This window comes from Bacilliculturomica massiliensis, from assembly GCF_900605495.1.
Classification (GTDB): domain Bacteria; phylum Bacillota; class Clostridia; order Peptostreptococcales; family Anaerovoracaceae; genus Bacilliculturomica; species Bacilliculturomica massiliensis.
The window spans coordinates 639509-652715 of the sequence record NZ_LR027603.1 but is presented as its reverse complement, the minus strand read 5'-3'; the positions used below and the strand labels follow the sequence as shown (position 1 = coordinate 652715).

9 protein-coding genes and 1 CRISPR repeat array (1 of these 10 only partly in view) are annotated in these 13207 nt (G+C 55.0%); of the genes, 1 reads left to right on the top strand and 8 read right to left on the bottom strand.

Annotation, left to right across the window (positions count from 1 at the left end):
• Positions 1-15 precede the first annotated feature (15 nt).
• Positions 16-939, bottom strand: a complete 924-nt coding sequence (locus E0E37_RS12365) for a LysR family transcriptional regulator (protein WP_130863340.1) — start codon at positions 937-939, stop codon at positions 16-18.
• A gap of 113 nt (positions 940-1052) precedes the next feature.
• Here E0E37_RS12365 and E0E37_RS12360 point away from each other — a divergent pair, with 113 nt between their 5' ends.
• On the top strand, positions 1053-1640 hold the full coding sequence (locus E0E37_RS12360) for a LysE family transporter (RefSeq protein ID WP_130863339.1): 588 nt from the start codon (positions 1053-1055) through the stop codon (positions 1638-1640).
• A 54-nt stretch (positions 1641-1694) separates the two neighbouring features.
• Here E0E37_RS12360 and E0E37_RS12355 read toward each other — a convergent pair whose 3' ends face one another.
• From E0E37_RS12355 to E0E37_RS12325, 7 genes are all read right to left on the bottom strand, one after another.
• A complete protein-coding gene (locus E0E37_RS12355; protein WP_130863338.1) occupies positions 1695-2477 on the bottom strand; it encodes a glycerophosphodiester phosphodiesterase family protein in 783 nt (260 codons plus the stop codon).
• 70 nt (positions 2478-2547) lie between these two features.
• Positions 2548-3621 (bottom strand): DUF2971 domain-containing protein, encoded by a 1074-nt coding sequence (locus E0E37_RS12350; RefSeq protein ID WP_130863337.1) that lies wholly within the window; start codon positions 3619-3621, stop codon positions 2548-2550.
• Positions 3622-3714: 93 nt separating this feature from the next.
• Entirely contained in the window at positions 3715-5160 is a 1446-nt protein-coding gene (gene pyk, locus E0E37_RS12345; RefSeq protein WP_246019721.1) for a pyruvate kinase, read from the bottom strand.
• A 91-nt stretch (positions 5161-5251) separates the two neighbouring features.
• Positions 5252-6283, bottom strand: coding sequence for a helix-turn-helix transcriptional regulator (locus tag E0E37_RS12340; protein ID WP_165445339.1), 1032 nt, complete (start codon positions 6281-6283; stop codon positions 5252-5254).
• A gap of 329 nt (positions 6284-6612) precedes the next feature.
• The gene (locus tag E0E37_RS12335) at positions 6613-8505 is read right to left on the bottom strand and encodes an ABC transporter ATP-binding protein (RefSeq protein WP_246019720.1); all 1893 of its coding nucleotides are present in this window, start codon (positions 8503-8505) and stop codon (positions 6613-6615) included.
• Positions 8505-10244, bottom strand: a complete 1740-nt coding sequence (locus tag E0E37_RS12330; RefSeq protein ID WP_330548606.1) for an ABC transporter ATP-binding protein — start codon at positions 10242-10244, stop codon at positions 8505-8507. Before E0E37_RS12330 ends, E0E37_RS12335 begins: the two co-directional genes overlap by 1 nt.
• 21 nt (positions 10245-10265) lie before the next feature.
• Complete coding sequence (locus E0E37_RS12325; RefSeq protein ID WP_165445338.1) at positions 10266-10739, bottom strand: MarR family winged helix-turn-helix transcriptional regulator; 474 nt, start codon at positions 10737-10739, stop codon at positions 10266-10268.
• 1382 nt (positions 10740-12121) lie between these two features.
• A CRISPR array of direct repeats spans positions 12122-13207; the repeat unit is 32 nt; unit sequence ATTTCAATCCACAGGCTCACACGGAGCCTGAC; it runs 76 nt beyond the window's last position.

The window sequence follows — 13207 nt, the reverse complement described above, 5'->3', positions numbered from 1 at the left end:
CGGCGGCACAGGGCGTCAGACGGCTGTCCGTTCATCCGGCAGCGTCCCTGACACCAGCTCGATGAGCAGCTCTATGGGCGGGCTGATCCACTTATTCTTGTGATGACCGCAGACTGCCGTTATGGTCCGGCCGTCCAGCTCCGTGGCCACGGCGCGGAGCCTTCCGTCCCTCAATTCTTCCTCTACGGTGAAGGTGGGCAGGTAGGAAAAACCCATGTCGCTCATCACCAGATTTTTTATGGTTGGGATGCTCCAGAGTTCAGTTATACGGTCCATCACAATATCTTTTTCCTTCATGTGACGTTCAAATATCTGCCGGAATATGCAGTCCGCTTCATTGATGATAAAGGGCGCTCTCAGCCGGCGGTCCGCCGCGACCAGATCCGCAAGCTGCGGAGGCTCCGAAAAATCCGCCCTGAACCCCGGGGAGATCACCAGCGACATAGGGTACTCCCCGATCCGGTGAAGGCTCAGGGCCGGTCTGCAGCCTCCCACTTCCTGATAAAAGATACCCAGATCGATGCTCCCTTCGATAAGCGCGTCGCGGATGGCGTAGCAATTCATGGAGCGGATCACCAGCCGCGTATTGGGCGCCTGACTTCGGAAGCGCTTCAGAACAGAGGGCAGATTGTAGCAAAGCTGCGTCTCCGCAACTCCGATCTTTACCTCCTCCTTCCATTCGGAAAGTCCCACGCCGACGCTTTTCATCTTTTCCACTGACAGCAGCACCTCGTTCACATAGGGGATCAGATTCTCCCCCGCTTTCGTCAGCGCCATCTTTCTGCCGATCTTCTCAAAGAGACGGACCGACAGCTCCCGTTCGAGCTGCTGCATCTGAAAAGTGATCGTGGACTGAGTGTAGCAGAGCCGCACAGCCGCCTTTGTAAAACCGCCTTCTTCTACGATCGTCTTAAAGGTATGAAGATATTTCAGTTCCATCTCTTTCCCCTCCCTCTCATTACTTCAATTTTATCGAATGTTGTCATTAAATATTTTGATTTTATCAAAGGATCCATTTATGATAGTATATCGGTAAAGGAGAGTGATCACAAGTGATATTTCGTATTTTTCTCAGCTATCTGCCCTACGCCATCGTTACGGCTTACACCCCCGGCCCCAACAACATTCTGGCTCTGAACACAGGCAGCAGCCGGGGTTGGAAAAGCAGCGGCCCTGTGCTGGCCGGCATGTTCGCCGGTTTTTTCTGCGTTATGACGATCTGCGCGCTGGGCTGTTTTCAGATCAGCCGTTATCTGGACGGATTTGTCGGCGTCATGAAATACATCGGCGCTCTGTATATCGTTTGGCTGGCCGTTCACATCGCCCGAAGCAAGCCCGCCGAGGACGGCGCTCAGGTCTCCGCCTCTTTTTTCAAAGGATTTTTTCTGCAGTTTGTCAATGTAAAAATCATACTGTACGCGATCACGATCTATACCGGCTATGTGATGCCTGTGCAGTCCTCCCTGCCGGTCCTTCTTCTGGCCGCGCTGTTCAACACTGCGGTAGGCGCGTCGGGCATGCTGGCCTGGGCGCTGGCGGGCAGCATCTTTCAGCGCTGCATCAATCGGTATTACCGCGCGTTCAACTTCGTCATGGCCCTGATCCTGCTGGAGAGCGCAGTACAGCTCTTTCTCATGTAACCGTTTCAAAAACGCCGCAAAAAAAGGACCCGCCCCTGCGAGTCCCCTGCCGGACTATTTCTCTTTCACGGCGGACAGATCCATGCGCTCAAAGATCACGCCGCCGCAGAGCCATCTGGCCTTGCGCAGATCCCCCTCCGTGCGGACTGTCCAGGCCAGCAGCCCCCGGCCGTCTTTTCTCCATTTCTTCGCCGCCTCCGGCTTGAGATCGTGGATATTGTACGCGATAAAGTCCGGCTTAGTCAGCCCGTTGAACAACATGCCGCCCAGGATCTTTTTCCTGGCCAGCTGTCTGGGGCCAGCCAAAAGCCGGCCGGCCGCCCCCTCAGATCCTGCTCTTTCTCTGGCAAAACTTCTCTGTGAGAGCTGGCCGCGTTTCACCCGCGGCGCGTGCTTTTTCAGCCAGTACAGCACGTATGGGTTGAAGCTCTGCAGCATGTACGTTCCCCGGTAATCCGACAGCAGCGCCATGAGCCTTTCCGCCAGACAGCCGGAAAAAGTGTTGTCCTTCAGCTCGATCAGCAGCGGCACCCTGCCGTTCACCAGACGCAGAACGCGGCTCATGACAGGAATTCCGTATTCTGTTCCGCCCAGTTTCAGGGCGATCAGCTCCTGACAAGTACAGTCCTCCACGATCCGGTCAAATCCAGTCATCCGTTTCAGGCTGTCATCGTGAAACACCACGATCTCCCCGTCCTTTGTCAGATGAACGTCCAGTTCGATAGCCACCCCTGCGTCCACCGCTCTCTGAAAAGCAGGGAGGGAATTCTCCGGAATCCCCTCCTTTTTATTGTGCAGCCCTCTGTGGGCGATCGTCTCATAACCCGGAAGAAGCATTCGCCGCCTCCCTCACTTTCTTTCACACATGCGCCGGTCTCCGCCGGCCTTTCCGGTCCGGCTGTCTCGGTCAGAACCGCAGCGGGATCTCGGACCGCTGTATCTGCGACGCCTTTAATTTATATCCGTTGATCCGCAGAAACTCGTGAACCCCGTACTGCAGAACGTCCCTCATCTCGGCCGGTCCCGCAGGATCCAGCGCCCGGTCCAGTCCGCTTCTCATGCGGTATTCCGTAGTATACTTTTCACAGAGAGGACTCATGCACACGCCTTTGATATCCTCAGGACAGAAATCCAGCTTGACATACGGCGTGAACATGTTGTTTGTGAAACGGATCTTATAGAGCCGTTCCTTTCCGCCGCACCTGCTCTTCAGATAGGAGGGCAGCTTTTCATTGGGCAGGGACAGCACGACCCGATATTCCTGTTCTCCCTCAAAACACTCGTGTTTATAGAAAATACTGAGCCATTCCATAGTCGACTTGGCCGCCGCCAGCAGCAGCTTCTTCTGCTCCGTCCCGGCCGCCGACCACACTGCGGAGATCCCGACCAGATACTGGGCGATAATGTGGCGCTTCTCCTGTTCATCGTAAATGATCCTGCCGTGGGACAGCATCATATCTTCCCCATAGCACGCCGCATTCAGCCGGGTGAAGGAATCGATCAGCGCGTCCTTGGCGAAGGCGATGTTGTAGCCTCCGTCGTTTTCCTGCCCGCCGGTATAGTAATTCCACAGGTTCAGAGAATCCTTTTCATAGGAACAGGCCAGCACAAAATGGCGCAGAAAATCCGGTTCCTCGCTTCCAAACAGCAGGTATCCGAAATCATCCACGTCAAGCAGCGGCTCCAGTACCTGGGCGAAATCCGCCGGCAGCTTCTGCCCGTCGGTCAGATCCTCCAGCACATCGTGAAAGATATTGATGATGTTGGCCATCTCCGTGCTGTCGTTGAGGAAGGCCACGTCCGTCAGAAAAAACTGCCGGTTGGAAATAATATTGTGAAATCCTTCCGCCGAGGTATAGTGATAAATGTCCGCCGTCCGCCTGTCCTCGATGGAAGTATCCAGCAGCCTGCGGCAGACACTGTAGCGCTCCCTCACCTCCGGATCCATTTTAGACGTAAACACGTTTTCTCTGTAAAGCATATTCTCTTCCTCTTCAAATCTTTCCCCTTTTTTGTCTGATCCCTGCACCCGCCAAACGGCTGAGGATCCAAAGGGATCGGAGCCCCTCCGCTCTTACAGCTCCTGACCGACGATATTGATGCGCATCATGTTGGTGTTTCCGCCCTTCAGCACCGGTACGCCGGCGGTTATGACGATGGTATCCCCGTCCTTGATCAGGCCCCGGCCTTTCGCCATAGCGATAGCGTCCTCGAAGATCTGGCGTTCATGCTCCGATTTCCCGATCAGCAGCGGCCACGTACCCCAGCACAGGCACAGCCTTCTGGCCACGCTGGTCTTGTCCGTAAACGCGATGATGGGCGCCTGAGGCTTGAACTGCGCCACCACAAATGCCGTATGACCGCTGCTGGTGGGCGTGAGGATCGCCGTAGCTTTCAGCCCGTGAGCGCTGGTGCAGGTGGCATGTCCAATGGCGTTGGTGACGCTGTAATCTCTCATGTAGCTGCGGTCTCTCACGATCTCATCGTAGGGGATCGCCTTCTCCGCTGTCAGCGCAATATTCACCATGGTCTCCACCGCTTCCACCGGATATTTTCCAGAAGCCGTCTCCCCAGACAGCATGATGACGTCCGTTCCGTCCAGAATGGCGTTGGCCACGTCCGTAACCTCCGCCCTGGTGGGTCTGGGATTGCGGATCATGGAGTCCAGCATCTGCGTAGCTGTGATGACCGTCTTTCCCTCGAAGTTGCAGCGGCGGATGATCTTCTTCTGAATGATGGGGACCTCCTCCACCGGGATCTCCACTCCCAGATCACCTCTGGCTACCATGATGCCGTCCGAGGCCGCGATGATCTCGACCACATTGTCCACACCCTCTTTATTTTCGATCTTGGAAATGACAAACACATCCCGGCCGCCGCACTCCGCCAGCACCTGGCGGATCGCCTCCACGTCGGAGGCCTTGCGCACAAAGGAGGCTGCCAGGGCGTCGATCCCATTTTCCACCCCAAAGCGTATGTCCGCTTTATCCCGCTCCGTGATCGCAGGCAGATTCACCTTTGTACCCGGCACGTTGATCCCCTTATGATCCTTCACCACGCCGGAATTCTTTACGATACAGTGGATATCTTCGCCCTCAACGCTTTTCACTTCGAGTTCGATCAGTCCGTCGTCGATCAGAATGCAGCTTCCCTTCTCCACATCTTCCGCCAGATGTTTGTAGGAGACGCTGCAGATCCTGTCCGTACCCTGCACGTCCCGGGAAGTCAGCGTGAACTCCTGCCCCTCCTGAAGTTCCACTTCCTCCTGCTCAAAGGTGCCTGTGCGGATCTCCGGTCCCTTCGTGTCCAGCATGATGGCTACGTGAAGTCCCAGTTCCTGGCGCACCTCTTTGATCAGATCGATCTTTTCCAGATGCTCCTCATAGGAACCGTGCGAAAAATTCAGCCTCGCCACGTTCATGCCGGCCAGCATCAGTTCCTTCAGCGTTTTTCTGTTGGCGCTGGCCGGTCCGATCGTGCAGATAATTTTTGTTTTCCTCATACTCATATTCATGTTCATGCTCTAACCTCTCTATTCAAAATTATAGTATCATCTGTTTATGAAGATACTATTAGAATTCTGTAAAATTTCCGTTCAGGTCCGCCCTCCTTTACCGGTAATGCTCTGCGATAGCACTGAGTTCCGCGCTGACCCGACCCTGCAGGCCGGCGGGTCCCAGCACCCTGGCAGCCTTGCCCAGACTCAGGATCCAGCCCAAAAGCTCCGGCGTATCCTCCACATCCACGCTGAGCAGTACGCCGCCGTTTTCCGATCGCTTTGTCTTCTGGTTTTCTCCCCAGACCCGCTCGCTGACGTGATTGGCCAGAGGCGGATCCACCTGCAGCTCCAGCCGGATCTTTTCGCCCTTCATCAGATGATGATCTCCCACGTGCTCCTTGATATTGAAATCCTCCGGGACGGCGAAATGCTCCTGCAGCCTTTCGTAGCGCTGGACCCGCGCCAGTTTGAAGGCGCGTATTTCACCGCGCAGTTCACAGTAGGCAATACAATACCAGGCATTCTGATAAGCCACCAGCCCGTAGGGGCGGATCACCCGCTCCGTGATCTGGCTGCCGTTTGAGTAATACCGGATACGCAGAGCGCATTTTTCAATGACAGCCGCGTTGAAATCAAGATAGACATTCCTTCTGCCGCTCTCCAGATCCTGCGGCCTGCCGCCGCTGATAAAAAATCGTCCGTCCCCTCCGGATCCGCCGTTCCCCGGCGAAAACGCCGCGGACCGGCTGTGAGCTCCCCCATTTCCCGGCAGACCCAGCTCCGGCTGGTCGGCCAGTATCTTTTCCACAGCGCTTCGCAGATCCTGCTTGAAGAGAAACGTATCCGACGCCCACATCTGCGACAGGCTGTCCGAAACCGCGCTGCGCTCCGCCTCCGTAAGCGCCGGGATCCGCATATAGTGTCCCGGCGGTATGCGGTAACCGCCGTTTTTTCCAGTGACGCTTTCCACGAAGATTCCTGCCTTGGACAGATCCTCCCGATAACTCCGTATCATCCGCTCGCCCACTTCCAGCCTGTCCGCCAGCTCCGATATCTTGACCAGGCCGCCGTTTCTGGCCTGCAATATGAACAACATCTGAAGACAGTTTCCCACACGGCCCAAAGCGTTCCTCTCCTTTCCCACGGCCCCGGCTCTTCGGCCCAGGCCCGTCCTGCGATATCCTCTGCGGCGCCCTGCGTTCCCCGCGGAATCCCTGAAACTCACTGCGGGCGCCGCTCTTCGCCTTCCGCCGCTCCTGTCCGGCAGGACTTCTTCCGCCTGTACGGAAGAAATCCTGCCCGGATCCTGAAATAGTATATCATAAAATAAAGGAGACCGCCAGTCGCCCTGCGGTCTCCTTTCCATCTTCCCACGCCAGATCTTTATATTGCATATCTCAGAGCATCGCCGCCATGCCCGTCATGACTTTCACACTCCATTTGAGCCGGCGCCGCTTCACCGTACACCGGATATCAGTCCAGTTCCACCGCCCCGGTGTAGAGCTGGTAATACCGGCCTTTCAGATCCAGCAGGTCCTGGTGGGTGCCGCGCTCGATGATCTGTCCCTGCTCCATGACCATGATAGCGTTGGAATTCCGCACGGTGGACAGACGGTGCGCGATGACGAACGTGGTCCTGCCTTCCATGAGCCGGTCCAGTCCCACCTCGATCAGCCGCTCCGTTCTGGTGTCCACGGAACTGGTGGCCTCATCCAGAATGAGGATGGGCGCATCCGCCACCGCCGCCCGGGCGATGTTCAAAAGCTGCCGCTGTCCCTGGCTGAGGTTGGCGCCGTCTCCTTCGATGACCGTGTCGTAGCCGTGTTTCAGACGCTTGATAAATCCGTGCGCACAGGCAAGCTTGGCGGCCTCCACCACTTCCTCATCCGTGGCGTCCGGCCGGCCGTAACGGATATTGTCGTAAATGGTCCCCGTGAACAGATGGGTATCCTGAAGCACCACCGACATGGCGTTGCGCAGATCGGCCCTGTCGATCTCCTTGATGTCGATGCCGTCCACGGTGATCCTGCCGCCGTTGATATCGTAAAAACGAGTCAGCAGATTGATGATCGTGGTCTTTCCCGCACCGGTAGAGCCCACAAAGGCGATCTTCTGCCCCGGCTTTGCGTACAGTGAGATCTCTTTCAGGATCTGCTTATCCGGACTATATCCGAAATCTACCTTCTCAAAGCGCACATCGCCCCGCACCGGAATGCGCCGCTCCCCTTTCTGCCAGTAAAAATCCCGGCCTTCGCCGTGGACCAGCTGATATCCCTTCTGCTTTTCCTCGCCGTCGTCCTCCGGCTTTACTTTCATCACCTGAAAGATCCGCTCCGCTCCGGCCAGAGCAGTGATGATGGAATTGTACTGATTGGACGCCTCGTTGATCGGACGTCCAAATGACTGCACCAGCTGCAGAAACACCACCAGACTTCCTACCGTCATGCTGCCGAATATGGTGAGGATCCCTCCCACTGTGGCCACCAGCGCATAACCCACGCTGTTGATATTTCTTGTCAGCGGCATCATCATGCCCGCGTACCCCTGGGCTGTCTGCGCCGCCTTTTGCAAACGCTGATTCCGCTCCTCGAACTCCTGTCTGGCTCGATCTTCGTAACAGAATGTCTTTACCACCTTCTGCCCTGTCATGATCTCTTCAATGTAACCGTTTACCTCGCCCAGAGCCGCCTGCTGCGCGTTAAAAAACTTGCTGCTGATCTTCATTACTTTTCCGGTGGAGAGCAGCAGCAGCGGGACGATCAGCAGCGTGATCGCTGTCAGCAGCAGACTGCGGTAGAGCATCATGCCGAGGATGCCGCCCAGCATCACGGCGCTGGAAAACAGCGTAGTCAGTCCGTTTTGCAGCGCATCGTTCAGCGTATCCACGTCGTTTGTAAAGCGGCTCATGAGTTCGCCGGTGGTGTGACTGTCAAAATACCCCACCGGAAGTCCCTGCAAATGGTTGAACAGCTGACCTCTGATGTCATTGATCGTCCTCTGGGAAACGGTCAGCATGAGCCGATTCTGAAGATAGGACGCCACCACCGACACCATAAAGATACAGCCCAGCGTCACCACGCCGCCGGCAAGTCCGGCGAAACGCTGCGCCATCGTGGGATCGGCGTTTACCGGCTGAAGAAAGTTATCGATGATCGGCTGCAGATAGCTGGTTCCAGCCAGTGACGCGCCGATATTCAAAAGCACCATAAAAAAGGCCAGAAACAGCATGATCTTTCTTTTTCGCAGAAACGCCCACAGGCCCTTCAATGTCTGGCGCAGATCCTTCGGTTTTGCTCCCCGCATGGCGGCCGCGCGCGCTCCCGGTCCGCCGCCCATCTGCGGTCCTCTTTTCATACTGTGCGGCATTACGCAGTCGCCTCCTTCCCCATCTGAGATTCATAGATCTCGCGGTATTCCTCATTGGACGCCAGCAGCTCCTGGTGAGTACCGATGCCCGCGATCTTTCCGTCGTCCATCACCACGATCTTATCCGCCTCCTGAACGGAACTGATCCGCTGGGCGATGATAAAGGTCGTCGTATGAGCCAGTTCCCTGTCAAAGGCCTGGCGGATCCGGCTTTCCGTGGCTGTGTCCACTGCGCTGGTACTGTCGTCAAGAATGAGGATCGCCGGCTTTTTCAGCATGGCTCTGGCAATGCAGAGCCGCTGCTTCTGGCCGCCGGAGACGTTGACGCCGCCCTGCTCGATCCAGGTGTTGTAGCCCATGGGGAAACTTTCGATAAAATCGTGAGCCTGCGCCGCTTTGGCCGCCTGGACGACTTCCTCATCCGTCGCATTTTCATTTCCCCAGCGCAGATTTTCCGCGATAGTGCCGGAAAACAGCGTGTTTTTCTGCAGGACTACGCCGATATTTTCACGCAGATGCTCCAGATCGTACTCCCTCACATCCTTGCCGTCCACCGTCACCCGGCCCCGCGACACGTCGTACAGCCGGGGGATCAGCTGGATCAGAGAACTCTTTCCAGCTCCGGTCCCGCCGATGATCGCAACGACCTCGCCGGGTCTGGCCGTCAGGCTGATGTCCTCAAGCACGTCTTCGCTCTCTTCACCCTCCTGATTGTATCGAAAAAACACGTGTTCAAAAGCGACCTCGCCCCGGATCTTCCGGCCCGCGCCGTCCGTTTTTTCACCGCCTGCCGGATCAGTCAGATCCACCTCCGTATACAATACCTCTTTGATTCTTTTATAAGACGCGCTGGCCCGTGTCAGCATGACAAAGAGCATGGATATCATCATCAGTGACATGAGTATCATCATGATATAGTTGATGAAAGCCGACATGGAGGCCACGTCCAGCGTACCGTTGATGACCTGCTTTCCTCCGATGGAAAGCACCGCCAGTATACATCCATTCATGATCAGCATCATGACCGGCATATTCAGGATCACCAGATTCATGGCACGCATGGAGTTCCTCATCAGAGTGTCGTTGGAATCGCCGAATTTTTCCTTCTCGAATTCCTCCCTGACGAAAGACTTTACCACCCGCACATTTGTCACATTCTCCTGCACATTGCTGTTCACCCGGTCAATGCTCTTCTGCATCACCGTGAACATGGGCATGGCCTTACAGACGATGATCGCCACCGACACCAGCAGCACCGGCGTGGCCACCGCCAGGATGCCCGACAGAGAGCGGCTCATCTGCAGCGCCATGATAATGGCAAATACCAGCATCAGCGGCGCGCGGATCAGGATCCGCATTCCCATGATCGCCGTATTCTGCATCAGCGTCACATCATTTGTCAGCCTGGTAGAAAGCGACGCCGTGCTGAAATCATCGATATTTTTAAATGAGAAACTCTGCACCTTGTCGAACAGTCCTTTTCTCAGGTCGGCCGCAAACCCCACGCCGGCCCGCGCGGAAAATCTCGCATTCATCGTCCCGGCAACAATTGAGATCAGGGCAAGGCCCACCATAATCCCTCCTACGACCAGAATATAACGCAGATCTCCCGCCTGTATTCCCTGCCCCACGATCTTCGCCATCAGCATAGGCTGCAGGATCTCCGCGATCACATCACATATAATAAAAATAACTGCCAGTCCCAACGCCCCCGCGTAAGGCCGCATATATCCAGCCATTTTCTTCAAACCACATTCCCCCTATTCCTGTTTTCGTTCTCTGTGTTCTTTCTCTCCCGCCAGCTCAGAATAAAAAATCTCCAGATTCTTTTGGATCCTCGACAGATAATCGTTCAGCCGCGCCATGTCCTCATCACTGAATCCCCCGTATTTTCGCGAGGCCACTTTGTCCACCAGACTTTCACATTTTCCCGCAAATTCCATCCCCTGCTGTGTCAGGGTCACCCGCGTCGTGCGCATATCCTGCTCATCCGCCTGCTTTTCCAGCAGACCGGCACGCTCCAGACGCTTTACCGACACTGCGATGGACGCAGGACTGCAATTCATCTTCTTCGCCAGAATCCTCTGGCTCGACGGCCCGATATTTTTCATCGTCATCAGCATCGCGATCTGTCCGGGATGGATCCCGCCGCTCTCCATCATCATAAAATTGCATTTCATCTGCAGCATGTGATTGGCCATATCCAGCTCCATGGCCTGCAGCATCATATCCATCAACCCTACCCTCCCTTTCCGACTTGTGAAAATCATCCCGCCGGCCATCCCGGGCGATGTTCCACCTATCTCACACAGTAAGCGTCCGTAACTCCGCATCGTTCAGGCGCAACACTTCCACCACGCAGGTTCCCTGCGGACCCTCACTTCATATCGACTCGTTCGCTGAGATCCATCCTCTTATTTCCATCTGCGGACTCCGTGCGGAGCCTGACGCGGATCCACGATCGCAAGGTCAAAAGATATGCGGATCTCAATACCGCGGGACCCGCATGGAGTCCATCGGGGCTGGTACTGGTATTGGGACGATTTCAATCCACGAGTCCCATACAGAGACCGACAAACACTTTCCGATGACTTTACATATCTTTATTGCTTTCAATCCGCGGGCCCCCTGCGGAGCCAGACTGAGAATCAGCATACACCGATACAGGGAACTGCGATCTCAAACATCCTCTTCCCATCGTATCAGTCATCGTGTCTGCCATTCTCTGCTTTCTTGTTAGTATTGCCCGGCTGCGTTCCGCTTATAGCCGCCTTTCCAGCTTTTTCAGCGATCCACAGATCCCATTCAAAATTCGACCGCCGCACAATAGCAGAGTGCTCCGTGTCTGTAAACTTACTGCACAGCCGCGCCCTTCGATCAACGGCAACAGAGAAGACTGTTTACCTTCCGCGTGCTCTGGTCGCTTTAATGTCCATGACAGAGTTGATCAATGCGCTCTCCCCATTTCTGCAGACAAAACACTTCATTCACTTGATAGTGCCATGCATCTGTGGAGACAGTTCTCAAGCAAAAATAAAGTAAGTCGACTAATAATTAATCGACTTACTAATCATACTTCTTTTTGTTGTACTATGCAATTATGTTTTTAAAATTTCATGGATTCTTCACACAGGGCTCCGGCGTAGCTCTGCAGTGTTGACTGTGACTCCTTTCGCCAAGGACGAACCAAACCGTAGAGATGATTCCGGCAATCTTGATCGGAGTTCGGCCGGACCTGAAGACCTGGCCTCCGAGGTGACCGCAGGTAAGACAAAGTTGGGAATGCAGGCAGCAGCAACCCTGACAGGACTCCGCCGGCTCAGGCAGTGGATGGCTGGGATGGCAGCGGGGTTTCATGCATGACGGGAAGTCATCCGGAACTGTTATTTCAACTTTTTTGATTGGGGCTGTAAGGGATCAATCTGCGGGTCATATGCGGGACCTGATATAAAAGTGGAATGGTGCGACACACTTAACGCGGGATTTCAACCTGCGGGCCCCGTTCGGAGCCCGGCTCGTCTTCCCGTACCCGTCAGCATAATTATGGACATTTCAATCCGCGGGCCCCATTCCGAGCCCGACATAATGGTAATTATGAACTTGCTTACCTCACCATATTTCAATCCACAGGCTCTCACGGAGCCTGACCGGAGAATATTTACTGGCCGCTGGATGGTGCTAGCATTTCAATCCACAGGCTCTCACGGAGCCTGACATCCTTCGTTGAGCAACCATATCATACTGTCCACATTTCAATCCACAGGCTCTCACGGAGCCTGACGTTTGGTACTCCGTCACGGAGCTTGGAAGCATCGTGATTTCAATCCACAGGCTCTCACGGAGCCTGACGACGGTAGCCGGTCAGATCGTCGCCGTCGCACAATTTCAATCCACAGGCTCACACGGAGCCTGACGGGGTGAAAAGTTATGACACAGAGATTAAACGTATTTCAATCCACAGGCTCACACGGAGCCTGACACGGCGAGACCTTCAGCGCGACACGTGCTTACGCCATTTCAATCCACAGGCTCACACGGAGCCTGACGTAGACGTGCCGTATAACCGGCAGATGTTTGCACAATTTCAATCCACAGGCTCACACGGAGCCTGACCTCCCATATCAGACCTCTCTTCCTCGCTGCTCCATTTCAATCCACAGGCTCACACGGAGCCTAACAATGACCTTTCCGCCCTTTCCGCCCGACGCAATGATTTCAATCCACAGGCTCACACGGAGCCTGACCAGGAGTTTTGACCGGTCCGCGTCGTTGACAATATTTCAATCCACAGGCTCACACGGAGCCTGACGTAGACGTGCCGTATAACCGGCAGATGTTTGCACAATTTCAATCCACAGGCTCACACGGAGCCTGACCAGGACCACTTAAGACCATCCAGTTCAGCACACCATTTCAATCCACAGGCTCACACGGAGCCTGACACCCCAGTGATAATTGAGCCGTTGCACAAATGCCTTATTTCAATCCACAGGCTCACACGGAGCCTGACTTTCTGCAAAGATGTACTGGGTGACAGACACAAAAAAATTTCAATCCACAGGCTCACACGGAGCCTGACTTTATGACCGGCGTTTACTGGGTCATGGATATGTGATTTCAATCCACAGGCTCACACGGAGCCTGACAATTACCGTTAATCACATCATTATCAAGGGGATTTATTTCAATCCACAGGCTCACA